The sequence below is a fragment of the Pseudochelatococcus contaminans genome (genome assembly GCF_014195635.1).
Lineage (GTDB): Bacteria > Pseudomonadota > Alphaproteobacteria > Rhizobiales > Beijerinckiaceae > Pseudochelatococcus > Pseudochelatococcus contaminans.
On record NZ_JACICC010000001.1, the window covers coordinates 749,723 to 774,214 of the forward strand.

General features: G+C 59.2%; 18 protein-coding genes. 11 read left to right on the top strand and 7 right to left on the bottom strand.

Going from position 1 to position 24,492, the window contains the following annotated elements; all coding sequences use genetic code 11:
* The first annotated feature begins 220 nt into the window (after window positions 1–220).
* Window positions 221–1,720, top strand: a complete 1,500-nt coding sequence (locus FHS81_RS03200) for an MFS transporter (protein WP_183750555.1) — start codon at window positions 221–223, stop codon at window positions 1,718–1,720.
* Between the two features lie 87 nt (window positions 1,721–1,807).
* Here FHS81_RS03200 and FHS81_RS03205 read toward each other — a convergent pair whose 3' ends face one another.
* Entirely contained in the window at window positions 1,808–2,884 is a 1,077-nt protein-coding gene (locus FHS81_RS03205) for an AraC family transcriptional regulator (protein WP_183750556.1), read from the bottom strand.
* Between the two features lie 180 nt (window positions 2,885–3,064).
* On the opposite strand from FHS81_RS03205, the gene FHS81_RS03210 reads away from it, so the two are divergent.
* Window positions 3,065–4,411, top strand: coding sequence for an MFS transporter (locus FHS81_RS03210; protein ID WP_183750557.1), 1,347 nt, complete (start codon window positions 3,065–3,067; stop codon window positions 4,409–4,411).
* A gap of 150 nt (window positions 4,412–4,561) precedes the next feature.
* Here FHS81_RS03210 and FHS81_RS03215 read toward each other — a convergent pair whose 3' ends face one another.
* Window positions 4,562–5,752: a cyclic nucleotide-gated ion channel gene (locus tag FHS81_RS03215; protein WP_183750558.1), complete on the bottom strand. Its 1,191-nt coding sequence runs from the start codon at window positions 5,750–5,752 to the stop codon at window positions 4,562–4,564.
* 663 nt (window positions 5,753–6,415) lie between these two features.
* Between FHS81_RS03215 and FHS81_RS03220 the strand changes: the two genes are divergently transcribed.
* The 7 genes from FHS81_RS03220 (at window position 6,416) to FHS81_RS03250 (ending at window position 14,779) form a co-directional block, all read left to right on the top strand.
* Entirely contained in the window at window positions 6,416–7,183 is a 768-nt protein-coding gene (locus FHS81_RS03220) for a MetQ/NlpA family ABC transporter substrate-binding protein (protein ID WP_246374445.1), read from the top strand.
* The gene (locus FHS81_RS03225; RefSeq protein ID WP_183750560.1) at window positions 7,183–8,247 is read left to right on the top strand and encodes a methionine ABC transporter ATP-binding protein; all 1,065 of its coding nucleotides are present in this window, start codon (window positions 7,183–7,185) and stop codon (window positions 8,245–8,247) included. The genes FHS81_RS03220 and FHS81_RS03225 overlap by 1 nt, the downstream gene beginning before the upstream one ends.
* Window positions 8,228–8,884 (top strand): methionine ABC transporter permease, encoded by a 657-nt coding sequence (locus FHS81_RS03230; RefSeq protein ID WP_210281508.1) that lies wholly within the window; start codon window positions 8,228–8,230, stop codon window positions 8,882–8,884. Before FHS81_RS03225 ends, FHS81_RS03230 begins: the two co-directional genes overlap by 20 nt.
* 132 nt (window positions 8,885–9,016) lie before the next feature.
* Window positions 9,017–10,459, top strand: a complete 1,443-nt coding sequence (locus FHS81_RS03235) for an FAD/NAD(P)-binding protein (RefSeq protein WP_183750561.1) — start codon at window positions 9,017–9,019, stop codon at window positions 10,457–10,459.
* Window positions 10,460–10,530: 71 nt separating this feature from the next.
* Complete coding sequence (gene ssuD / locus FHS81_RS03240; RefSeq protein WP_183750562.1) at window positions 10,531–11,700, top strand: FMNH2-dependent alkanesulfonate monooxygenase; 1,170 nt, start codon at window positions 10,531–10,533, stop codon at window positions 11,698–11,700.
* A 365-nt stretch (window positions 11,701–12,065) separates the two neighbouring features.
* Complete coding sequence (locus FHS81_RS03245) at window positions 12,066–13,328, top strand: acyl-CoA dehydrogenase family protein (protein WP_183750563.1); 1,263 nt, start codon at window positions 12,066–12,068, stop codon at window positions 13,326–13,328.
* A gap of 137 nt (window positions 13,329–13,465) precedes the next feature.
* A complete protein-coding gene (locus FHS81_RS03250; protein WP_183750564.1) occupies window positions 13,466–14,779 on the top strand; it encodes an LLM class flavin-dependent oxidoreductase in 1,314 nt (437 codons plus the stop codon).
* 75 nt (window positions 14,780–14,854) lie between these two features.
* Here FHS81_RS03250 and glsA read toward each other — a convergent pair whose 3' ends face one another.
* The 5 genes from glsA to FHS81_RS03275 form a co-directional block, all read right to left on the bottom strand.
* Window positions 14,855–15,799, bottom strand: a complete 945-nt coding sequence (gene glsA / locus FHS81_RS03255) for a glutaminase A (RefSeq protein WP_183750565.1) — start codon at window positions 15,797–15,799, stop codon at window positions 14,855–14,857.
* A gap of 114 nt (window positions 15,800–15,913) precedes the next feature.
* Window positions 15,914–17,443 (bottom strand): glutamate/gamma-aminobutyrate antiporter, encoded by a 1,530-nt coding sequence (gene gadC, locus FHS81_RS03260; RefSeq protein WP_183750566.1) that lies wholly within the window; start codon window positions 17,441–17,443, stop codon window positions 15,914–15,916.
* Between the two features lie 307 nt (window positions 17,444–17,750).
* Window positions 17,751–19,154, bottom strand: a complete 1,404-nt coding sequence (gad, locus tag FHS81_RS03265; RefSeq protein ID WP_183750567.1) for a glutamate decarboxylase — start codon at window positions 19,152–19,154, stop codon at window positions 17,751–17,753.
* A 780-nt stretch (window positions 19,155–19,934) separates the two neighbouring features.
* The gene (locus FHS81_RS03270) at window positions 19,935–20,900 is read right to left on the bottom strand and encodes a magnesium and cobalt transport protein CorA (protein ID WP_183750568.1); all 966 of its coding nucleotides are present in this window, start codon (window positions 20,898–20,900) and stop codon (window positions 19,935–19,937) included.
* A 321-nt stretch (window positions 20,901–21,221) separates the two neighbouring features.
* Window positions 21,222–22,049 (bottom strand): 3-keto-5-aminohexanoate cleavage protein, encoded by an 828-nt coding sequence (locus FHS81_RS03275; protein ID WP_183750780.1) that lies wholly within the window; start codon window positions 22,047–22,049, stop codon window positions 21,222–21,224.
* Between the two features lie 166 nt (window positions 22,050–22,215).
* Here FHS81_RS03275 and FHS81_RS03280 point away from each other — a divergent pair, with 166 nt between their 5' ends.
* Window positions 22,216–23,130 (top strand): MurR/RpiR family transcriptional regulator, encoded by a 915-nt coding sequence (locus FHS81_RS03280; RefSeq protein WP_183750569.1) that lies wholly within the window; start codon window positions 22,216–22,218, stop codon window positions 23,128–23,130.
* 9 nt (window positions 23,131–23,139) lie between these two features.
* Window positions 23,140–24,489, top strand: coding sequence for an aspartate aminotransferase family protein (locus FHS81_RS03285; RefSeq protein WP_183750570.1), 1,350 nt, complete (start codon window positions 23,140–23,142; stop codon window positions 24,487–24,489).
* Window positions 24,490–24,492: the final 3 nt, after the last annotated feature.

The following is a 24,492-nucleotide window of genomic DNA, read 5'->3' on the forward strand; positions in this document are numbered from 1 at the left end:
TTGTCATGCGGGGATGTATCAGATCTGGCGCAAACTGTTAATGCAGGTTCTTTTTATATCATTATATATAATATTTCGAAATGGTTGTTCGGATTATCTACTCAATTCAAATAAATATATATATCACATGCTGAAGTCCATTGTGATTTCGTGTTTCATTCCAGTTTCATATGCGCGCTGTATGCACCGAAAATACGTTCCGAATACAGGATATCAAAGCATGGCGCTCTCGGGCAATATATCTTCAGATGTCGGTGCATCAAATGCCGATGCCGTTGATTCACAAGGCCGTTCGGCTCAAAGTTATATCGACGAAACGCCGTTCTGGAAGGAAGGCACGCCAACTGCTTCCGCCTCGCTGACCGGCATGCAATGGACGATCTGGTTCCTTGCTGCATCAGCCAAGTTTTTCGAAGGTTTGATCGTCTTCATGACGGGCGTTGCCATGCCCCTCATTTCCAATGAATTTGGCTTGTCGGCCTTGCAGCACGGCTTGCTTGGCGCGGCGACGTTGTTCGGTATTCTGATCGGTGCCCTTTTTCTGGGTGGCCTGTCCGATCATTTCGGGCGCAAACCCGTGTTTATCGCCGAGATGGGCGTGCTTGTTCTTTTCCTGGTGCTGCTGTCGATAAGTCCCAATTTCGTCTGGCTGCTCATCGCGCTGTTCGGCGTGGGGCTGATGCTGGGGTGCGATTATCCCACCGGCCATCTTGTCATCTCCGAGGCTATTCCCTCCAGAAATCGCGGCAGCATGGTGCTGTCCGCCTTCGGTTTTCAGGCCATCGGCGCGTTGCTAGGCGCGGTCGTGGGCTTCCTGATCCTGAGCATCGTTCCCGAGGTCTGGGCGTGGCGTTACATGTATGCCGTCGTCATCATCCCCGCTTTGGTGGTGTTTCTGGCTCGCTTCAAGGTAACGGAAAGTCCGTCATGGCTGCTGGCGCACGGCAGGGAAGAAAAGGCTGAGAAGCAACTCGTCCGCCTGCTGAAGCGCCATCCGCAATATCCCACGGCCGTCAAGCTGAAACTCCCGCAAGAGAAGGCCGTCAAGCATAAGGGCAGTTACGCCGATCTCTTCAAGGGCCGCAATCTGCGGTCGACGATTTTCGCCAGCGTCCCCTGGCTGCTGCAGGACCTTGGCACCTATGGCATCGGCATCTTCACGCCGACTATTCTGGCCGCCACGGTCGGCGTTGCAACGGCGCACCATCGGAACGTCGCGGACCTCGTGGCCAGTGATATCTATGCCGCCAAAGGCTCGGCGCTGCTGGATATTCTGTTCATCTTCGGCATCATCGCCGCTGTGTTGCTGGCTGATCGGGTGGGGCGCATCTGGCTCCAGATCGTCGGCTTCATCGGCTGCGCGCTGGGGTTGTTCATCGCCGCCCTCTCCACCGGCTACACCGGCGGCACGCAGATGACGCTGATCTTCGTCGGCTTCATGCTGTTCAACTTCATGACGAACATGGGCCCGAACGCACAGACTTATCTGCTGGCGGGCGAGGTGTTCCCGGTGCATATCCGTGCGCGAGGCGCGGGCTTTGCCGCGGGTTTTGCCAAGATCGGCGCAGTGACGACGGCGTTTCTGTTCCCGATCCTGTTGCAGCACATCGGCATGTCGTGGCTGTTCACCATCCTGATCGTCACCTCCCTGTTAGGCGCGATCATCACCTGGAGTTTCCGTGTCGAGACAAGAGGCCGCAGCCTCGACAATATGGAATAACGCGGTTGATATCGAATAAAGCCGGCCTGCGGCTGGAGTGACCAAATCGGCAGGGATATGCCTCCCTGCCGCCATGCAAAATCACTGTCACGCGGTGGTCGCGGTACGGCTGCGGAAGGTGCCTGGGCTTTCCCCGGTCCATTTGCGGAAGGCGCGGTAGAATGCGCTGGGTTCGGCAAAGCCCAGATCGGCGGCGATCTTGCTGATGCTGTCGCTGCTGGAGGCGAGTTGCTTCATGGCCAGATCGCGGCGCAACTCGTCACGGATCTCCTGAAAACTCTGCCCGTCCTGCCGCAATTGTTGGCGCAGAGTGGAAGGCGAAACCCGGAATGAGCGAGCCATCTGGTCGAGGTTGGGCCAGACGTTCGGATGCATTTCCTTCAACTTCGCGCGCACCTTACCGACAACGCTGCCGTCATACCGATAGCGGACGAGGATGTTTGCCGGCGCATCTTTCAGGAATGCCTTCAGCATCCGCTCGGTCCGCGTATTCGCAAGCGTGAGGTAAGAGGCGTCGAAGGCTACGCGGTCGTGAGCCTGTCCGAAGCGCACCGACGCGCCGAACAATAACTGATACTCGGCGTTGCCCTCCGGCGCGGCGCATCGGAAGTCCACGAACCGAAGGGCGATCCGCCGGCCTGCGATCCAGCAGCACAGCCCCAGCAGGATCAGCCAGAACGTGCGGCATGCGAAGGCGGAGTGAGGCTCGTCTGTGTCTGCGAGCACGATTTCCGCCACGCCATCCCGCACGAGCAGCCTGCCATACGGATCGTCAAGCACCACGCGCAGAAAGCGCAGCGCGCGGCGCAGCGCCTGCTCCAACGTTTTGGTGTGAAGAACACAATGGCCCATAAGCGCGAAGCTTCCCGGCCGCATCGGCCGCGCGCCGAGCCCGAAGAACTCGTCCTGCGTCAGGCGAGCGATTTGCAGCCACAGGCGTCCGTAGGATTCGGCGGAAATCGGCTCGCCATCCTTCCACAATGCACCGTCCTGCAACGCAATGCCGGCAGCCTCCAAAAGCGGTTCGATGGGCGCGCCCATGCGCCGGACGGGCGCAAGCGCCTCCTCCACGAAGCAGGCCGCCACCGTTCTGCGATCGGCACGCCGTGCGCCGACTGGTAAATCCGACGGCAAAATTTGTTCAGACAGGTCACCGTTTGCCATAGCAACTCATCCTAACATCGATCCTCGCGCAACGGATGATGTCGAGAAGCGAATCCGGTCGGACAATCCCCGCACGGCCTCGCTTTTCGAGAGTGGGAACCTGCTCCGACAGAAGAGCTAATACACACAAAAGGCGCATCCGAGACCGGAATAATTGATAATTCTGAATGGGAGGTTCAGGTGCATCAAAGTGAATTGCAAGAGCTGATAGCGCGATCCAAATTCGGCCGCTATCACGCGGTGGTGTTGTTTTGGGGCATTATCATATTGGTGCTCGATGGCTATGATCTGGCCGTTGTCGGTGTCGCACTGCCCGCGATCATGGCCGATATGGGCATCGATGCCACGCAGGCGGGCTTCATGGCAAGTTCGGCCCTGTTCGGCATGATGTTTGGAGCGATCAGCTTCGGGACATTGGCCGATCGCATCGGCCGCCGCAAAACCATCGTGATCTGCATTCTGCTCTTGAGCGCGTTCACCGCGGCAAGCGGATTGGCGAACGACCCCGTGACATTCAGCGTTCTGCGCTTCATCGCCGGTCTCGGCATTGGCGGCGTCGTTCCCGTCGTCACGGCGCAAATGGCCGAAGTTGCACCGGCAAGGCTGCGCGGCAGGATGATAACCCTTGTTTTCGCGGGCTATTCGGTTGGTGGTGTCATCGTTGCGCTCGTTGGCCGGCAGCTGATCGAGGCATATGGGTGGGAGCCGGTCTTTTATGTGACGGCGCTTCCGATCCTGCTGATCCCGTTCATTCTGCGGTCGATGCCGGAATCGATCGCCTTTCTCATCAAGAAGGGCCGCGACGAAGAGTGGAAGGCGACGGTGCGCAAGCTCGTTCCCGATTACCCTCTCGACCCCAACCTCAAGATCATCCCCTCGGCCGAGAACCGCATCGCCAGTTCGCCGGTGTCCTCGCTGTTTCATGAGGGCAGGGGCCTGAGCACCCTGATGATCTGGGTGGCGTTCGGCATGGGCCTGTTCATGGTCTACTCGCTGAGTTCGTGGCTGACGAAGCTCATGGCGCTTGCTGGCTACAGCCTTGGTTCGTCACTCAATTTCGTGCTTGTCTTCAACGTGGGGGCAATTACCGGCGCGCTGCTCGGCGGCTGGCTGGGCGACCGCTTCAATATCAAATATGTCCTTGCGGCTTTCTACGCCATCGGAACCGTTGCGCTTGTATCGATGGGCTATGCCCGGTCGACGGAGCTGCTGTTCGTGATCGTCTTTATCGTCGGCGCGTCGACTTTGGGAACGCAGCTGCTCGCCTATGCTTTTGCGGGGCAGGACTATCCCACGCAGATCCGCTCGACCGGCATCGGTTTTGCCACCGGCATCGGCCGTCTCGGTGCTGTCCTCGGTCCGTCGCTGATCGGGTTTCTCGTGTCCTTGCAATTGCCGCTGGAGCAGAATTTCATGGCCATTGGCGTCGCAGGCTTCATCGGCACCATCGCTGTGCTCTTGATCGACCAGACCAGAGCCGCGGCGGTGACGGAACGCGTCATTCCCCAGGCAAGACCGGCAACGTAATCCGCACGCGGGCGCTCAACCCTGTCATTGAGCGCCCATCTGCTGCCCTCGCAAGACAACAGCGCCAGAGGGCGGTTTCTGTCCGCGCAACTCATATTAACCGCCGCGCCAAAGGGTGCGGCGGTTCTTTTACGAGGCGCGTCTATTATTTTACTGTGCGTTGGAAGCGGCGGCGGTTTGGGGGTCGATCCGGCCCGGCGGGGCGTGCACAGTTGCTTCCGCGAACCGCTTTCGCAATTCCGGGTGGTGCATCAGCAGGATGCGCACAGCATCTTCGTTGATGGACAGCAGCCGCGCTGCGGTGATGGCATGGACAAAATCGGGCGGCGGGGCCACGTCCTCAAGGCCCGGCACGGCGCCGAAGATATCGCCGGGGCCAATGGTGACGGGGCCAGTGGCGGTGGCCGCCTGTAGCAATCCGTCCAGCACGATGTAGGCGTTGTGAAAGGTCTGGCCCGGCAACACGATGGCCTGCCCCCGGACGATGCCGCGCGAGTTGACGACCTGCATCAGTTCGATCAGCACTTGCGAGCCGATGTTGTTGAACAGCGGCAGACGCGAAATCATCGGGAAGGTGACGACGAAGTCATGCCGCTGGATCAGCGTGGAAAACGACGATGAGATAATTGCGATGGGCAGCGCCAGCATGATCACGCCGGTCACCATGGTCAACGCGCCGACCATGCGGCCTATATCGGTTTGCGGCACGACGTCGCCATATCCCACTGTGGTCAGCGTGGTGATGGACCACCACATCGCCAGTGGAATGGAGCCGAACTTTTCCGGCTGAAGCGACCGTTCTGCCAGATAGGCCGCCGTCGCGGTGAGCAGAACGGACGCGCACAGAATAAGCAGGCAGGCCATCAGCGCGTAGCGCTCGTGCCGGATAGCGAGATAAAGCGCACTGAATCCGGACGAATAGCGCGCCAGCTTGAAGAAGCGCAGCAACCGCACGACCAGCAAGGTCTGCAAGCTGATGTCGAAAAAATATCCCAATACGAACGGCAGGATCGCGATCAGGTCGATGATGCCTGCGAAAGTTATCATATAAAGCAGGCGAGACTTCCACGCCGGCAGTTGGGAATGAAGCGGATTCTCCGGCGCGACCCATAGCCGGGCAATATATTCGACGACGAAAACGATAAGCGCAAAACGCTCCAGAGTGTTTACCCAGACGCTGTCGTGCAATTGCAGTGACGGCATGGTGGCGAGCACCGCAACCAGCACACTGACTATGATGACGCTGACGAGGAAGTAATACACCGCATCAGCCAGCCGGTCCCCGGTGGTGTCGCGTTCAAGGATATCGAACATCCATCGCCGGAGTTTCAGGTAGGTCATGCTTCAAAACCTTGTCGTCATTGTTGCCACCTGACTGGACAGGAGAAAGAAACCAGTTTCCCATATCCGGCGATCTTTGGCGAGATAACTATCCCTTCGCTGTATCCGTTAGCGACTTGCATGGCAAGATGGCTGTCATGGAGTGTCGTTCAGCTTTATAGTCTGTATAGCCGGCGAAATTGTCCATGATCATGAATGGTGCATACTTTATTTTTTATGGAATATATATTTCTAAATCAGGAATAAATGTAAATTTACATTATAATGTTGATCTCGATATCATGTATATGACGCTCTAAATTATCTGTAGAACTTGGCGCTCCGCAAGCCGAAAAGGCTTGGCTCCTGGAGAATTCACATGCAGGCAGGCAATAGTGGATTAATTTTGTAGATTTTATTGACTTATGAGATGCCTGACATCATAATCCGTGCGATGAATCATCCTGATAGTAGAAGGCATAAAATATAAATAGCAACGCAATTGTTATTTGTATTTCTTGTGCTTTACAGGAAGTAAATGGGTAGTTTCACCTAGTTTTTGGTGTTTAAACGGTTTTATTTTGCCGATTCCCTTCCATTTTTCGACAGTATCTGGGGTTGTCTATGTTCAATTCGCATAAAATTCGTCGCTTCAATCGTGTGTTATTGGCGGGGGTTATTGCCTTGGCCGTTTCAGGCGTTGGTGCTGCTGCCGTGGCGGAGACGCTGATCGTCGGAACCAATGCAGCTTTTGCCGACCCGATCCTGACGGCCGCGGCGGAAGCCAAGAAGGCTGGCCTCGACGTTAAGGTAATCGAATACACGGACCCGGTTTCCCCGAATACCGCGCTCGCCAGCGGAGAAATCGATGCGAACTACTTCCAGCACGGCTACTTCCTCGACACCGTCAAACAGGCGCGGAATCTCTACATTGTTCCGTTCGCCGATGGCATCGTCAACAAGACAGGGCTTTATTCAAAGAAGCACAAGAGTCTGGATGCGTTGCCGGATGGTGCGCGCGTTGCCCTCGCCGGCGATCCCGTCAACTTCGGACGCGGGCTGCGCTTGCTTGAGAAGGCCGGGCTGATCGAGCTGAAGCCGGAGGCAGACTTGCGGGCAACGACCGCCGATATCGCTGCCAATCCCAAAAACCTCAAGATTATAGAAGTCGACTTCCATCAATTACCCCTGTCGCTTGACGAGGTGGATCTGGCGCACGGTTATACTCACTTCCTGCTGGCTTCCGGCGTTATCGATCCCGCTTCCGCGTTGTTCTGGGAGCCTGAGAGCGAAACCAGAGGCTATGGCATCAAGTTCGTGATCCGCCCGGAAGGTCGCGATAATCCGCGAATTGCCGAATTTGTGAAGATCTACCAGACATCCCCTGCCGTGCGGAAGGTTCTCGACGACCAATACGGCGACCTCTACTTCCGCCTGTGGGAGAAAGATTGATGTCTGTCTTTTCGGAAGAAAAGACGCACATTCTCGTTTCGGGGCTTGTCAAAAGATATCCGGGGGCACAGGCCCCCGCCATCGCCGGTGTCGATCTTGCGATTCGGCGAGGGGAGATATTCGGCATTATCGGGCGCAGCGGTGCAGGCAAATCTTCGCTGCTGCGCACGTTCAACCGTCTGGAACTGCCAACCGAGGGCAGCGTGCAGGTTGCAGGGCAAGATGTCGGCAGTCTCACCGGGGCGAGCCTGATGCAGTTGCGTCGGCGAATCGGCATGATCTTTCAGCACTTTAACCTGCTGTCCGCGAAAACCGCATTCGGCAATGTCGCTCTGCCGCTCAAGGTTGCCGGCGTCGGGCGTGACGAGATCGAACGGCGCGTTACCGAACTTCTTGATCTTGTCGGGCTTGCGGACAAGCGCGATGCCTATCCGGCGCAACTTTCCGGTGGCCAGAAGCAGCGTGTGGGTATCGCCCGCGCGCTTGTGCACAGGCCGGAGATCCTGCTGTGCGACGAAGCGACATCGGCTCTCGACCCGGAAAGCACCGATGCCATCCTGACACTGCTACGGGATATCAACAGCCGGCTTGGGCTGACGATTGTCCTCATCACCCATGAAATGAGCGTGATCCACGAAATCTGTCATCGCGTGGTTGTCCTGGATCAGGGCCGCGTGGTGGAAGAGGGAGAGGTCTGGAACATTTTTGGTGCGCCGCAACATGACGTAACCCGCGCCTTGCTGCGAACGCTGCAAAAAACCATTCCGGGTGATCTGCGTGAGGGGCTGCTGGACCAGCCGCAAGCGTCCGATGATCGTCTGGTGCTCGATCTGCATTATACCGGAGGTCAGGGGCGCGGGCCTGATCTTGCCGGTCTTGTGGAGGCGCTCGGCAGCGGCGTTGAGTTGTTGTTCGGTGGCATCGACCGCATTCAGGGACATGGGCAGGGACATCTGCTCGTCGCCATCGAGAGGCGAGGGCGTTCCGATGCCGATATCCTTGCACGGGTACAATCTCTTTCGGACGATGTGAGAAAGCTTGGCTATGTCCCAGATCGTATATGATCGCCTGATCGAAGGGACTATCGACACTCTACTGATGATCGGTATTTCTTCCGTCATTTCCTTATTGCTTGGCCTGCCGCTGGCAGTTCTGCTGGCGACCACAACGAGGGGCGGCGTCTTTGAGTCCCCGTGGTTCAATGCAGGTCTCGGAAGTATCGTGAACGTGGTGCGCTCCATCCCGTTCCTGATCCTGATGGTGGCCCTCATTCCATTTACGCGAGCTTTGGTCGGCACCAGCTATGGGGTCTTGGGGGCGGTTGTGCCGTTGAGCGTTGCAACGATCCCCTTCTTCGCCCGTATTGCCGAAGTCAGTCTGAGAGAAGTGGATCGCGGTCTGGTCGAGGCGGCGGAAGCCATGGGATGCAGCCGCTGGCATATCGTGTGGCATGTTTTGTTGCCGGAGGCGCGGCCGGGTATCGTTGCCGGGTTCACCATTGCGGTGGTGGCGATGATCAACGCCTCTGCTGTGGCTGGCGCTATCGGAGCGGGCGGTCTTGGCGACCTTGCCTACCGTTATGGTTATCAGCGCTTCGACACGCAGGTCATGGTGACCGTCATCGTTCTTCTGGTGGCGCTGGTCATGCTGATCCAGTTGTTCGGCGACAGGCTGGCGCTGTTTCTCAACAAGCGGAAATGATGGCAGCGCAGTCGCGGCTCTCTATTTTCCGGGTTTCAATGATAGCCGGGGAACTATAGCTTTGGTTGACGCGCCTTTTTCCGTCCGAGACGGCGTAGGGTTTGCTTGAGAAGGTGTTAGGAGATTTCGCTTATGGCTGAGGCAGGCGACAAACCGACGATTGCCATTGTCGGCGGAGGTTTCACCGGCGCTGCGGTTGCTCTGCATCTTGCCGCGGGCTGGGCGGGGCCTGGGCGGCCCAGGATTGTCGTTTTCGAGCCTCGGCCGCAGCTGGGTGGTGGGCTGGCCTACAGCACACGTGAGCCGACCCACCGGATCAATGTCCCCGCCGGTAACATGAGCATGTATCCGGATGACCCTACCAGTTTCCTGCGCTATGCCGAAGACAGGATAACGCCCGCCAACGATCCCGATGCACGTAACGCAGCGGGGCTGCTTTTCCCGCGACGACGTGTTTTTGGCGATTATGTCGCGCACGAAATAGAGCCTTATCTTGCGTCTGGCGCGATTGAACATCGGCAGGCCGCAGTCACCGCAGTCGCTCGCGATGGGGCGGGCTGGCGTGTGGAAAGCGACGGCGCGGAGAGCCTTCCGGCCGATATCGTCGTGCTTGCCGTAAGCCATCCTGACGCCGGCTTGCCCCGCGCGCTTGCGCCGCTTGCAGGGCATGCGGGTTTGATTGCCGGGGATACCGGCCCCGAGGCGCTTACGGCCGTTCACGCCGAAGACCGCGTATTGGTCGTCGGAAATGGCCTTACCGCTGCTGATGTGATCGCCACGCTCAACCGGCAAGGTCATCGCGGTCCGATCCTGTCCATATCAAGGCGCGGCCTGCGTTCGCGCGGGCATGCGCCCGTGCCGCAGGAGTTCGAAGCGGATTTCACCTCTCCGCCGCCGGAAACCGCTTCGCAGTTGCTGCATCGCGTCCGCGTGTCGCTGCGGGAGGCTGACGCGCAGGGGATCGGCTGGCACGCGGTGCTCGATGCGGTGCGCCGACAGGGGCAGGCCTTATGGCGTCTTCTGCCGGTTGCAGAGCGCCGGCGGATTGTGCGGCACGTGCGGCCCTATTGGGACGTGCATCGGTTCCGTATCGCTCCGCAGGTGGAGCAGGTGCTTGAACGGGCGATTGCCGAGGGGCGTCTCGATGTCATCGCCGCCAGCCTGCGCGGCGCGCGTGCCGATGCAGATGGTATTCATATTGCCCTGAAGTCGCGCCGGGATGGCGAAACCATCGAAAAAACAGTCGATAAGGTCATTGTCACCACTGGCCCGGCCCACGGCGGAATTCTGGAATCGCAGCCTTTCCTCAGCGGCCTGCGTGACGCGGGTTATCTGACCTTATGCGCAACAGGCCTCGGCCTTGCGTGTGACGACCAGTCATATGCTATCGGCGCAGATCATTTGCCTGTGAAGGGGCTGCTGATTGCCGGCCCCCTGGCGCGCGGCACTTTCGGCGAACTGATGGGAATGCCGCAGGTGAGCGAGCATGCGCTGGATATTGCGCACCTGATCAAGACGCTCGCCGCCAGGGAAAGCCCCGCGACGGAAAACGCTGCTGCGGATCAGAGAACATAGGATTCATCGATCACGGATGGCTCCGCTACTGGCGGCGCTCCGGCATCGTTTTGAAATACAGGACACTTGTTATGACAAAAACCGACAAACCGCTTGATTTTCTATGGTTCATTCCCTCGTCCGGTGATGGAAGCTATCTGGGTTCCGATGCATTGAACCGCCCGGCCGATCCGGGTTACTTTCGCGAAATCGCACAGGCGTCGGATCGGTTGGGGTATTCCGGCGTGCTGATCCCAACCGGGGCAGCTTGCGAGGAAGCGTTCATATTGGCGGCCAACCTTGCCGCCAGTACCGAAAGGCTGAAGTTTCTCGTCGCAATCCGCCCCGGTACGGCATCGCCCGCCTATTATGCCCGGCTTGCCTCGACCCTTGACCGTGTGTCGAATGGCCGGTTGTTGCTGAACATCGTGGTCGGCGGCAGTGCTTCGGAACTGGCGGGCGACGGCATTTTTCTTCCACATGACGAGCGCTATGCCCATGCGGATGAGTTCTTTCAGGTCTTCAACAGCCTGATCGAGACGGGGCATGCCGATTTCGATGGCCAGTATATCAAGGCTCACAACGCTACTCTCACGCTGCCCCCCGTTCAGGAGCCGCGTCCGCCGATTTATTTCGGCGGTTCATCCGACGCCGCCATCGATTTCTCTGCCGGGCTTGTCGACAAATACCTGACGTGGGGCGAGACGCCTGAGCAGGTTGGGGAGAAAATCAGCCGTGTTCGCGCCGCCGCAGCAGCGCAGGGACGTGAAGTGACGTTCGGCATCCGCCTGCATTTCATCGTGCGTGAAACGGATGACGAAGCATGGGAAGCGGCGGATCGGCTGATTTCCCGTCTGTCGGACGACACCATCGCCGCGGCACAGGAGAATTTCCGCACCCGCTCGGATTCCGTGGGGCAGGCGCGCATGGTGGCGCTGCACAACGGCGACCGGCGGAAGCTGGAAGTTTCGCCCAATCTCTGGGCCGGAATCGGGCTTGTGCGTTCGGGTGCCGGGACGGCTCTCGTGGGCTCGCCGCAGACCGTTGCCGCGCGCCTGCGGGAATATCAGGCACTGGGCATCGACACGGTTATCGCATCCGGCTACCCCCATCTGGAGGAAGCCTATCGCGTCGCGGAACTGCTGTTTCCGGAAATCGGCATCACGCTGCCTTACAAGCCGTTGCGGTCTGCCTTCGGCGAAAAGCATGTGTTCGGCGGCGGCGGGCACCTCGGTAATATCAAGGCAAAATCTGCTTCGTAAAGGCACTGGCCACCATAAGCGCGTCCGCCGGAACCTCGGCGGACGCACATGTTCGATGAGCGCCTTTCAGTGATCGGAGGCTGGCAATTATGCTGCCTCCCGAATGTCTGCCTTTGGCTGCGCCGATTATAACACATTGGCAATTAATGATTTTATCACGCGAAGGCCAAGAGTGGATGGCCCCTTCGCTATTAATATACTAATTACATATTATTAATTGACATTAGATATTCCAACCTTTACCCCTTGCACAGGAGGTGCATTCATCGGCCTGCACTGGTCGGCGGTGACTGCATTGCAAGTCGGGCGTGAGAGCCGGGCAATCCGCTCTCGGGCAGAATCATTGAGGGGTCTGGAAAGATTTCATGACGAATTTTCAGCAGGGATGGGGCGCTGGACCCAGTCAACGTTACGACGCGCTCGCAGCGCCGTTCCGGCCGATCTTCGCCCGTATCCGTGAGCAGGCCATCGCCCGCGATCTCGACCATACCTTGCCCGCCGAGGAGATCGGCTGGCTGCGCGCTGCGGATTTCACCAAGCTGCGTCTCGCGCCGGAGCTGGGCGGGCAGGGGGCGACATTGCCCGAGCTTTTTGCTCTTCTGATAGAACTCTCCGTGGCAGACCCCAATGTCACCAACGCTCTGCGCGCCCATTTCGGTTTCACCGAGGACGTGTTCCACAGCGACGATGAGGCATGGCGTCAGTTGTGGATCGACCGGATTGCAGCGGGCCAGACTGTTGGCAGCGGCTATTCTGAAGCGGGCGCCAATCCTCTGGGAAGCCAGTCGACAACGCTGCGCCAGCGCGATGGCCAATGGGTCATCGACGGCGAGAAATACTACACCACCGGCTCGCTGTTCGCAGATTGGGTGCATGCGTCGGCAGTTGATGAAAACGGCGACGTGAGGTTAACTTTGGTGCCTGCCGGCGCGGCGGGCGTCGCCATCATCGACGATTGGGATGGTTTCGGCCAGCGCCTGACGGCCAGCGGCACGACCCGGTTGGACAATGTTGCGCTCGATCCATCGTCAGTGCGCTCGTCGCAGGTGCGCTTCGCCTATGCAACGGGTTTTTACCAGCTCGTTCATCTGGCGACGCTCGCGGGCATCGCCCGCTCTGCCGCCATTGATCTCGCTGAGCATGTCGCCTCACGCAAGCGGGTTTATGCGCGCGGAAACGGCCTTTCCGCCGCAACCGACCCGCAGATCCTGCAAGTTGTTGGCCGCGTGCGCTCTATCGCGTACACGACGGCGGCGATCGTGCTTCAGGCTGCCGGGGCATTGCAGCGAGCGCATGACGCCGCTTTCGACGACAGCCTGGATGAAGAGGGGCGCAAGTTCGTGCAGGATCTGTCCGAGCTTGAGGTCAGCCAATCCGTGACGGTGGTCACCGATCTTGTGCTTGAGGCGACGACAATCCTGTTCGACGCGCTTGGCGCTTCCGCCGCGAAACGCTCTCATGGCCTTGACCGCCACTGGCGGAACGCGCGCACGATCTCATCACACAATCCGCGCGTCTACCACGACCGCAACGTCGGACAATACGCGGTGACTGGCATCATCGACACGACGCGGCCCGGCGTTGGCGTTCCGACTGACGAACAGAAAACGGCCGTTTCCGCCCATTGATTTGGCGACGCGAGGGCCTCCCCGGTGAAAACGGAAGCCTCTCCGCGTGACAAACGCGCTGTATCGACAATAGACGGCGCTCCCCCGTTTCAATGAAAAACAGGGATGCTGTCATCGAAAAATAGGGAATAGCGAGCATGAGCGAGCGCGAGCTGCATCTCAATATCAATATCCTGCACTCGGGCTTTCACGTCGGCGCGTGGCGCGTGCCGCAGAGCGATCCGAATGCTTTCATCGATGTCGGGCATTATGTCCGCACCGCGCAAATCGCCGAGCGCGGCAAGCTGGATGCGGTTTTTCTGGCGGACGTGCCATCCTTTGCCGAGCGGCCGGAATATCGTCCGTATCCGGCGTTGGAACCCACAATCATTCTTGCCACCGTGGCCGCGCATACCAGCCAGATCGGCGTGATCGGCACGGCATCGACATCCTTCAACGACCCGTACAACATCGCCCGCCGGTTTGGATCGCTGGACCTCGCCAGCAACGGGCGAGCGGGCTGGAACATCGTCACGACGGCGGACCCCGGCGCCGCACGCAATTTCGGTCTCGATGCGGCCATCGCGCATCATGAGCGCTACGAGCGGGCGGCCGAGTTCGCGGATGTCGTCACCCGGCTCTGGGATAGCTGGGAAGATGGGGCGCTCGTTGCGGACAAGGCCAGCGGCCGCTTTGTCGATGTGGGTCGCGTGCATGCCATTGACCATGCAGGCAAGCATTTTCAGGTGCGCGGACCTCTGAATGTGCCGCGCTCCCGGCAGGGGCGGCCGGTGCTGGTGCAGGCAGGCGGCTCGGAAGATGGCCGTGAGCTGGCCGCGCGCCATGCGGAGGCGATCTTTTCCGTCGCCCTGACGCAGGAGGATGCGCTGGCCTTTGCCGCCGATGTCACCGCGCGCGCCAAGGCGCTGGGGCGTGCTCGCGGCCCATTGTTCCTGCCGGGTCTCGCGACGCTGATCGGCTCGACGGAGGCGGAGGTCAAGCGGCGTGAGGACGAGCTGTGGGACGTGTTCCCGCTGGAGTTCGGGTTGCAGCGTATCGCGGGCACCTTCCAGATCGACCCCGCGCGCCTTTCCTATGATGAGCCGTTGCCTGACGATATCGAGATCCCGAAGGACGGTGGGCACACATTCGCGCAGGCGACGCTGGCCGTTGCCCGCAGCGAAGGGCTGACTGTGCGCGAGATTCTGCGTCGTCTTGGAACAGGCGGCGGGCACCGTTTCATTGCTGCCACCCCGGAAGTTCTTGCCGACGATATCGAAGCCTGGTTCCTCTCCGGCGCTGCCGACGGCTTTAATCTCATGCCGGATGTTCTGCCTGACGGTCTTGAGGTCTTCGTCGACCATGTCGTACCGCTGCTTCAGCGCAAGGGCATTTTCCGCACCGAATATCGTGGCGATACGTTGCGCGATCACTTCGGGCTGTCCCGCACGGAGAGCGCGCTCCGGCGATAACATGAACATTGTCGAAGGTCATTTGCACCGCAGGTGAGCGTGTTGATGCTCGCCTGCGGCGCGACGTACTGCTCTCTACGGCCGGAACAGGTTATAGCCGAGAATTTCGGCCACCTTCGCAACCGCTACCTGCCCGCGAACGCTGTTGCCGGCGTCATCCAGCGGCGGCGCGAAAGCGGCTATGGCGAGCTTGCCCGGCACGACAGCGAGAATGCCGCCGCCGACGCCGCTTTTTGCCGGCAGCCCAACGTTGAACGCCCAGTCTCCGGAGGACGTGTAAAGGCCCTCCATCATCATCTCAGCCAGAATGGGCGCGACATGATCGCCGGCGATGACGCGCTCTTTCGTCACCGGGTTCACGCCGCCTGACGCGAGTGTCGCGCCCATCGTCGCAAGGTCGACGGTGGTCACGAGTGTCGAGCATTGGCGCGTATAAACATCAACGGCCCGCATCGGGTCGCTGTAGCAGGTGCCGGCGCTGTAAAGCAGCCATGCGATGGCGCGGTTGTGGAAGTTCGTAGCCTGCTCGGAACTGTTCACCTCCGGGCTCAGGGCGATGGGGCGGCCGGCGAAGCGGCTCTGGTTGTCGAGAATGCTGGCCCAGCAGCTTTCGGCATCGCTTCCGGCCACGAGGCTGGCTGCCGCGATGGCACCCGCATTGACCAGCGGTGACAACGGCTTGCCCTGATGCAACTCAAGCGCGATCACGGAATTGAACGGCAGGCCGGTGGGGTCCGCGCCCAGCTTCTCGTGCACTGCGGATGCTCCGATGGCCTCCATCACGAGGGCCAGCGTGAACACCTTGGAGATGGATTCAATGGCAAAGGCGTAATCGGCGTCGCCCGTCTTGAAAACCTGCCCCTCCGCCGTGACTACGGCGACAGCCAGCAGATCTGGCGGAACGGAGGCGAGGAAGGGAATGTAATCGGCGTTCTTGCCGCCACCCGTCGCCTGCGCTGCCGCGTATCCTGCGGCAATGGCTTCCTCGATCCGGGCACGTCCGGTTTCTGTCTGGGTCATACTGAAGCCTCCGGAGAAAGAAAAACCGGGAGATGCGTTTGGCATTCTCCCGGCACGAAGCGTGTCATGGCTCCTTCGGCAAGGCGTAGGACGCCTTGCCGGCGAGGACTGCCGTTATTGATCGCGCGGGACCACGATGTGGGTGGCGCGCGCCCGCGGCGTGATCGCGAAATGGCCATCAGGCGCATTATGCGACTTGATGTGGACCAGATCGGCCTGCGGAACCTTGCCGTGCTTGCTGTGGACAGCATACACGATGAAGGGAATGGCCACCACGATCAGGAAGCTGACCACGAGCAGCGTGACGTAGGTTTCGTCGCCGGTCGCGCCGGCGAGTCCGCTGGGCGGGAAGAAAGAAACGACGAACGCCAGCAGCGAGATGATGAAACCCACCACCGCCACGGCCACGCGGAACTTGTCGCTGCCGGGCAGGCGATAACCGCGCTTCTTGTCCTTCTGCTTCAGCACCAGGTTGATATAGGCGAGGAACAGCAGGAAGTACGTGATCAGATACAGCACAACCGTCAACGACATGGCGATGAGGAACGACATGTTGCCGCCGCTGCTGGTGTTGGTGAAAACGGTCAGCGCAACGGTGGTGATGAGGAGCTGGAAGATCACCATCGGAACCGGAACGCCGTTCTTGTTCACCTTGGCGGCGATGTTCGGCAGAATGCCATGCTGGGCCGTGACGTACATGCCGCGCGAGGGGCCGACGATCCATGAGGCGATTTCGGCCAGCACGCCGAGCGCCAGCAGCACGGCCACGAGGCGCACGGCCCATTCCAGCCCTGCGCCGTGGCTGAGAATAAGCTGCTGGAACGTCTGCACGACGCCGGCGCTGAGGTTGATCTGATCCTGCGGAATGACGGAAGCCACCGACAGGCCGCCGATCGAGCTGAGGACGATCGCGGTGATCATCAGCAGGAACATGGCGATAGGATAATCGCGGCCGGGATTCTTCATCTCGTTGACGTGGGTGGCGGACGCTTCCACACCCATATAGCTGAGGATGAAGGCCACGAAGACCACCAGCGTCCCGATCTTGGTAAAATCGGGGAAGAACGTGGCGGCGGTCATCTCGATTTCCAGCCGTGCGCCGCTCGTCAGGTGGACGATGGCCAGCACCACGAGCAGCACCGCCGGAAGCAGGATGCCGGCGAAAAAGCCGACCTTGGCGATCTGTGCGGTGTATTTCGTGCCGCCGAACTGGGTAAAGGCCAGTCCCCACAGAATGACAAGGCCGGCAATGGTCTTCACCACCGGATCATCGTTCAGGGCCGGCCACGACAGGATGTAGGACAGCGACCCCAGGACGAAGTAAAGCATCGGAATAAAGCCGATGGCGATTTGCAGATAGGTAAAGGAGATCGCGGCAAAGCCCCAGCGCTCGCCTAGCGTGTTGGACACCCAGGCAAAGACGCCGCCTTCTTCCCAGCCTTCCACGGTGGCCATTTCGGCGGCGCACAGCGCAACCGGAATGAACCAGAGAAAACCACCCAGAAGAAGGAAGAAGACGAGACTGAAACCGGATGTCGCGAAGGTCGGATACTCGTAAACCGCCATCACCATCGAAGCGGTGATGGCGAAAAAGCCCAGAAGCGTCAACTGCTTTGCTGGAGCTGGCGTGCTGCTTGTCGCCATTTTCGATTCTCCATAAATCGGGCACTGGAAGAGAGGGGGAACGGCCCTTTGGCAAGCGCCGCTGCGTTCCCCGGAGGGATTTGTCGATCTTGACCGCGATCCAATGGTGTCTGGGGGCAGTTTATGGTCACGCCGACGGTGCGGCCTGATCGTAAACTGCCATGGCGGGATGCCGGCTGGCGGCGAGATTCCCCACCTGCGGCCTCATGTCGTAACAAACAGTTTGTCGGCGCGGGACAATCGCGCCGACAAACGACCCTTGCGGAAGATGGCGCTGACGGCTTTCAGCGCCCTGCTTCAAGGTGTATCAGTGGTGGAAGCCCGTGGCTTCTTCCTTCGTCAGCGGGTTGGAAACCGGGTGCTTCTCGAAGTATTCGATGGCGCGCTTCATGTCGTCCAGCAGCAGGCTCGCCAGATCGTGGCTCACGCCGTGACGGACGAGAATGCGCTGCACCACGAGGTCTTCGCGGTTCGGCGGCATCGAATAGGCCGGCACCTGCCAGCCGCGGCTGCGCAGGCGGTCGGCCAGATCGTAAAGCGTGTAGCCGCCGATAGCCGCGCCTTCCTTCAGCTTCCAGGCCAGCGCCGGAATGCCAGCCTTGCGGTCACCGTCGAAAATGATCTCGAACGGACCCAGCTTGGCAATCTCGGCGGCAAGATATTCCGCCGTGTCATAGGAAGCGCCCTGGACTTTCGTATAGCCTTCGCGGCCGAGGCGGAGGATGTTGTAGTACTGCGCAATGATCTGGCCGCCCGGGCGGGAGAAGTTCAGCGCGAACGTGGGCATGTTGCCGCCCAGGTAGTTCACGTTGAAAATCAGCTCTTCGGGGAGGTCGGTCTTCTCGCGCCACACGACCCAGCCCACGCCCAGCGGGGCGAGGCCGAACTTGTGGCCGGACGAGTTGACGGACTTCACGCGCGGCAGGCGGAAATCCCATTCCAGTTCCGGTGCGCAGAACGGCGCGAGGAAGCCGCCCGAAGCGCCGTCGACATGGATCGGGATGTCGAGGCCCGTGTCCTTCTGCAGCTTGTCGAGAGCGTCGCTGATTTCCTTGACCGGCTCGTACTGGCAGGTGAAGGTCACGCCCAGCGTCGGCACGACGCCGATGGTGTTCTCGTCGACACGCTTCAGCACTTCTTCCGCGTTGAGAATGAGGCGGTCGCCTTCGCCGGGGACTTCACGCAGTTCGACGTCGAAGTAACGGGCGAACTTGTGCCAGCAGATCTGCACGGGGCCGGTGACGATATTCGGCTTGTCGGTGGGCTTGCCAGCCGCAGCCTGACGCTTGCGCCACTGCCACTTGAGCGCAAGGCCGCCCAGCATCGCAGCTTCGGATGAGCCGGTCGTGGAGCAACCCAGCGTGCCGCGCGGATCGGGCGAGTTCCACAGGTCAGCGAGCATGTGCACGCAGCGGTTCTCGATTTCAGCTGTCTGCGGATACTCGTCCTTGTCGATCATATTCTTGTCGATCGACAGCGCCATGAGCTGGTTGATCTCTTCATCAACCCACGTCTGGCAGAAGGTGGCAAGGTTCTGGCGCGAGTTGCCGTCCAGCATCAGCTCATCGCGGACAGCCGCGTAAACATTCTGCGGCACCTGCTCTTTTTCAGGAAATTCATACTTGGGGAGCGCACCGCGAAGCGCGCTGGACGCGTAGACATCATCCAAAAGGTCGTCACGCAGAGATTTCTCCAGATCTTCCTGCGACATCTCACTCTCCTGTAGTGTCGAACACATGAAATCCCATCGGAATGCTGATGGGACACTCTCCTCCCGGTGGAATACTGCTCCGCCAGATGGCGATAACAGGTCGATCGCCCGGTTATTTCCAAAACACCGGCGCTCTGACGAAATCAGAACGGGCGCTTCAAGTGCTGTTTTACCGCGCCTTGTGCTCAATTCGATGAAGCGGGCTGAACACAAGTTGCCTGAGCATACAATGTACACGGATTATCGAATTGACCGTGCGCAAAACAGGTGCGGTTTAAAGAGGATAATTGAGCCAAGTAAGGAAAATACGAGATCAAAACGCAAAGTTCGAATGGTCGACCTCCGGTCAAATGCACTGATATTTGATTCATATTCGCATCAATATCAGGCATGTTATCATGATTTCTTGCGATTAAATCAGTGATATGCGAATTTCTTCTCGTTATTTTCTCGTTTTTGTATCAGAAAGCAAAAAATGATGTCAACTGCCAATTCAAGATAAATATTTACTTATCATGACATAATTATTCATTTTTATTTTAATTATAGAAACGATAGCTTTGATTATGGGTGCCTAAAGCGTTTTCACGCAAAGCGATATCCGCTCTGCGTGAAAAACGTGTAAAAACAATATTATAGAGTGTTTTTGTGTTTCAGAGAAATGCCGAAAAGCTTTAAGTAGGACAGAGTACTGAAGCACAGCTCGATGAACGCGGCAAATATTGATTGCCGCGTCCCGATATAAAGTTGGCAGTCACAAATATGAGTTGGATCTCAGGATTACAGCCACCCGCTCTTTTTGAATCGCCAATACAGAATACTACATAGAATGACGATAACGCAAAGAACGTAGTAGTATCCATAAGTCAGATGAAGTTCCGGCATGTTATCGAAGTTCATGCCGTAAATGCCCGCTATGGCTGTTGGAACGGCCAGAATAGCGGCCCATGCGGCCAGCTTGCGGGTGATGTCTCCCTGACGCTGCTGTTCGAACAGGTTACTGGCCTCGAACACGCTGATCATGATTTCGCGCAAGCCCTCGACGGTCGTTTCGACGCGTTTGACGTGATCCTGCACGTCCTTGAAAAACGGGTGCGACTTTTCATTGACGACCGGCAGTTCGACCGTCGCCAGCCGGCCGGTGACTTCGGACATCGGGCCGAGAATGCGCTGGAAGAGAATGAGCTGGCGGCGCAGGTGAAACAGCCGTGCGATTTCGTCGCGCCCGAGGAAGGAGGACAGCATATGCCGCTCCATGTCGAGCACGCTGTCTTCGATGGTCTGCACGGTCGGCACGTAGCCGTTCACGATGAAATCCAGAATGGCGTAGAGAACGTAGTCCGGGCCATGTTTCAGCAGTTGCGGCGAGTCCTCAAGGTGGGCGCGCAGGTCGCTGTGCATGCGCGCGGAACCCTGCCGAACGGTGATGATATGCTGCTCACCGACAAAAATTGCCGTCTGACCATAGTAGATGCGGTCGTTTTCAAGATGAGCCGTCTTGGCGATGACGAACAACTGGTCTCCGAAGACATCCACTTTGGGAAGTTGCCGCAAGACACGCGAATCCGCCACCGCGAGCGGATGCAGATTGTAGGTCTTTTGCAGAGCCGTCATCTCCTCCGCCGTGGGTTCGAGAAGGCCGATCCAGACGAAATCACCCGGTTGCAGATCAGTCGGGGGATTATTGTAGACATCCCCCTCCTGGCGTTTCCCGTTGCGATAGAGATATGCGGCAATGCAGGTCATGAAACACTCTCGGAAAACAGAAACAGGAACGACACGTATACAGGCCCATGCCTGGTGCTCGGAGCGTGGGGGCACGCATCCAAACCATTCTATCGATGTTCCATTACGGTTCATTGAGCGCATAACGGCTCACCGCGCCACATCATGCCCTCAGAATATAAATCGTCTGCATCCCTTTGATGAAAGTTGTTGCTCAAGACAAATATATTTTTGCGGCAAACATCAATATGTTTGCCTGAGATTGTGCGGCTGTTTCCCCCCTGCACCCGGCCATTCCGCGCGGCTTGCGCCGTCTATGTCTGCCGCGGGCAGGGGCGCTCTTCATCGCGGCGTGAAGAAATGGCGTGTTTCATCCGCATTGCAGGGTGTCAGACCCAGTTGGCGAATGCTGCTTGCGACGACAGATACCAGCGCGGCATTGGACGGAGCCTGTTCTCCATCCGGCAGTGACAGGTTGTTCTCGAACCCGACACGAATATGGCCGCCAAGCAGGGCGCCGGCGGTGACGCAGGCGGCTTCATGCCGCCCGAAGGCGCAAACGCTCCAGTTATCGAAGTCCGGCGCGGCGCTGGCGCGAAACGGCAGCAGATCATCCGGCTGCGAAGTTTGCGACACAGTATAGCGCCCAAGCACATACAGAACGGGGATCTGTTGCCACGGCACGATGCCGCGCTCGATCATGCCGGATAATTGAACTGCCTCTGCCGGATCATAAAGTATGATCTGCGGCTGTACATCTGCGTGCTTGGCCCAGAGAAGAAACTCGGCGAAAGCAGATTCCGCGCCCGCATCCGGCACCAGCTCACGCAACGCGAGAGATACGGCTTCCGGGCGCACGGCTTTGACGACGGCGATCTGTTCGGCAGGCGCATAGATGCCCAGCGCCTCGCTGGTAATCTGAATCACCATGCGCTGCCCGACCTTGCTGCGAATGGCGGCGATGGCTTCACGATAGGCGCCGGCATCGAGCAGGTGGCGGCCATCGGGCCGCCGAACGTGAACATGAATCATCGCAGCGCCCGCATCGAGGCATTCAGCCGCCGTTCGTGCCAGTTCATTGGCCGTCAGGGGAATCGCGGGGTGGTCGACCTTGGTTCGCCGTCCGCCGTTGGGTGCGACAGTGATTGTCACGGGCGCGCCGAACCCGATCCGGGCTGACGCAGCCGCCGCTTGCGCGCTTACTCCCGCCGCGTTCGACAGCGTTTCATCCTGATTTTTATTCACCAGCCTGCTCCGGTTTGCGCCATTTGTATCTTAATTATGCATCGACGAAACGAATGTTGCAATGACGGATCAGGGGTGTTACGAATTCAGCATGCAGACCGAATCTGTCATCGAAAAAATTGTTCGCGCTTTTGACCGGATGTCCGGGCAGCTTCAGACTGCGGCGCGTTACATTCTGGAATCGCCGCATGAGGTGGCGCTTCTGTCGATGCGGGAACAGGCTCGGCAGGCCGGGGTGCAGCCGGCGACGATGACGCGGCTTGCCAAGCACCTTGGCTTTTCCGGCTACGACGATATTCGCAGGTTTTATGCGGATGCGATGCGCAACGACGCGACGGGATTTGCCGGTCGTGTCGACGCACAGGCCCGCAACCAGAAGTTGAAGGGCGATCTGGCGCTGGCCGCGGATATGCTCGATGGCGCAGCCAGGCAGATGGCGGCGCTCGGGCAATCTGCTGAGCTGGCCAGGATGCTCGAAGCCGTCGACCGCATTTGCGATGCGTCGCGCATTTATTGTCTCGGACTGCGGTCCAGCTATCCGGTTGCGTGGTACCTGCATTACAAGCTGTCGCTGGCTGGCAAAGAGGCGATCATGCTGTATGCCATCGCCGGCATCGGCGCGGATGTTCTCGGTCATGCAACCGCTGACGATACTCTGGTTGCGGTTAGCGTGGCCCCCTACACACGCCAGACGGTTGAAACCGCCGACTATGCGCGCTCCTGCGGCGTGCCCGTCATCGCCATTACGGACAGTCCGGTTTCGCCGCTGGCGCAACTTGCGACGACCGCGCTGATCGTGCCGACCGACAGCCCGTCGTTTCTGCATACGCTGACGCCGGCGTTTATCGTGGCGGAAATCCTCGGCGCGCTCGTTGCCGGGCGCAACAGCGAAACGTCGGGGCAGGCGTTGACGCGAATGGATCGGCAGTCGGCGGCGCTCAACACGCATCTCACGCCTCGGCATCCGCCGGGTCGCTCAACCGATAACAAGAACGAACGTCCATAGAGAATGTCCATGAGCACTCATCTCCTGCACCGCGCTATTCATGGTCACCTGCCGACAGCCGTTGGCGGCAAGGGCATCGAATTGTTCGATGCTGAAGGAAACGTCTATATCGATGCATCCGGCGGCGCCGCCGTGTCGTGCCTCGGGCACGGCCATCCGGCGGTTATCGATGCGCTGCACAAGCAGCTTGACCGGCTGGCCTACGCCCACACCGGCTTCTTCACCACCGAGCCGGCGGAGCAACTGGCCGATCTCCTCGTGCGCAATGCTCCTGCCGGTCTTGATCACGTGTATCTCGTCTCGGGCGGGTCGGAAGCCGTCGAGGCCGCCATCAAGATGGCGCGGCAATATTTCGTCGAGACGAACCAACCCCGGCGGCGGCATATCATCGCACGTCGGCAGAGCTATCACGGCAACACGCTGGGTGCGCTGGCCGCCGGCGGCAATGAATGGCGCAGGACGCAATTCCAGCCGCTGCTCATCAATACGCACCACATCGACCCTTGCTTTGCCTATCGCATGCAGCAGGTTGGAGAGAGCGACGAAGTTTATGCCGCGCGCGCGGCGCAGCAGCTTGAGGACAAGATCCTTGAGCTGGGCGCGGATGAAGTGATCGCCTTTATCGCCGAGCCTGTGGTCGGGGCCACCGCGGGGGCGGTTCCCTCCGTGGGGGATTATTTCAAGCGCATCCGCGAGATCTGCGACCGTTATGGCGTGCTGCTCATTCTGGACGAGGTGATGTGCGGTATGGGCCGCACCGGCACGTTGCATGCGTGCGAACAGGATGGTATCGCGCCTGACCTGATGACGGTCGCCAAGGGCCTTGGCGGCGGCTACCAGCCCGTGGGAGCGGTGCTGTTATCCGGGAAGATTTTCGACGCCTTTGCCAACGGCTCCGGCTTCTTCCAGCACGGCCACACCTACATGGGGCACCCCATGGCGGCGGCGGCGGGGCTTGCGGTGCAGCAGACCATCGAGCGTGAATCGTTGCTTGCAAACGTCGTGGCGATGGGTAACGAATTGGAGCGTCAGCTGGTCGAGCGTCTGGGGAACGATCGGCACGTTGGCGACATTCGTGGCCGGGGGCTGTTTCGCGGTATCGAGCTTGTCGCGGACCGCGCCACGAAGCAGCCTTTCGATCCGGCGCTCAAGCTGCACGCGCGCATCAAGAAGGAAGCGTTGAAGCGCGGTTTGATTGTCTACCCGATGGGTGGCACCATTGACGGCGTGCAAGGCGACCACGTCTTGCTCGCTCCTCCCTTCATCGTTGATCGCAACGATGTTGAACGTATCGTCGAACGTCTGGCCGATGCCATCAAGGCCGGGATCGACGGTATCCAAAGTTCGATAAAGACATGACGT

Excerpts from the sequence above, each read along its gene's own strand:
- FHS81_RS03200 (WP_183750555.1), top strand. The coding sequence starts at position 221 with ATGGCGCTCTCGGGCAATATATCTTCAGATGTCGGTGCATCAAATGCC.
- FHS81_RS03205 (WP_183750556.1), bottom strand. The coding sequence starts at position 2,884 with ATGGCAAACGGTGACCTGTCTGAACAAATTTTGCCGTCGGATTTACCA.
- FHS81_RS03215 (WP_183750558.1), bottom strand. The coding sequence starts at position 5,752 with ATGACCTACCTGAAACTCCGGCGATGGATGTTCGATATCCTTGAACGC.
- FHS81_RS03225 (WP_183750560.1), top strand. The coding sequence starts at position 7,183 with ATGTCTGTCTTTTCGGAAGAAAAGACGCACATTCTCGTTTCGGGGCTT.
- FHS81_RS03230 (WP_210281508.1), top strand. The coding sequence starts at position 8,228 with ATGTCCCAGATCGTATATGATCGCCTGATCGAAGGGACTATCGACACT.
- FHS81_RS03235 (WP_183750561.1), top strand. The coding sequence starts at position 9,017 with ATGGCTGAGGCAGGCGACAAACCGACGATTGCCATTGTCGGCGGAGGT.
- ssuD (WP_183750562.1), top strand. The coding sequence starts at position 10,531 with ATGACAAAAACCGACAAACCGCTTGATTTTCTATGGTTCATTCCCTCG.
- FHS81_RS03245 (WP_183750563.1), top strand. The coding sequence starts at position 12,066 with ATGACGAATTTTCAGCAGGGATGGGGCGCTGGACCCAGTCAACGTTAC.
- FHS81_RS03250 (WP_183750564.1), top strand. The coding sequence starts at position 13,466 with ATGAGCGAGCGCGAGCTGCATCTCAATATCAATATCCTGCACTCGGGC.
- glsA (WP_183750565.1), bottom strand. The coding sequence starts at position 15,799 with ATGACCCAGACAGAAACCGGACGTGCCCGGATCGAGGAAGCCATTGCC.
- gadC (WP_183750566.1), bottom strand. The coding sequence starts at position 17,443 with ATGGCGACAAGCAGCACGCCAGCTCCAGCAAAGCAGTTGACGCTTCTG.
- gad (WP_183750567.1), bottom strand. The coding sequence starts at position 19,154 with ATGTCGCAGGAAGATCTGGAGAAATCTCTGCGTGACGACCTTTTGGAT.
- FHS81_RS03270 (WP_183750568.1), bottom strand. The coding sequence starts at position 20,900 with ATGACCTGCATTGCCGCATATCTCTATCGCAACGGGAAACGCCAGGAG.
- FHS81_RS03280 (WP_183750569.1), top strand. The coding sequence starts at position 22,216 with ATGCAGACCGAATCTGTCATCGAAAAAATTGTTCGCGCTTTTGACCGG.
- FHS81_RS03285 (WP_183750570.1), top strand. The coding sequence starts at position 23,140 with ATGAGCACTCATCTCCTGCACCGCGCTATTCATGGTCACCTGCCGACA.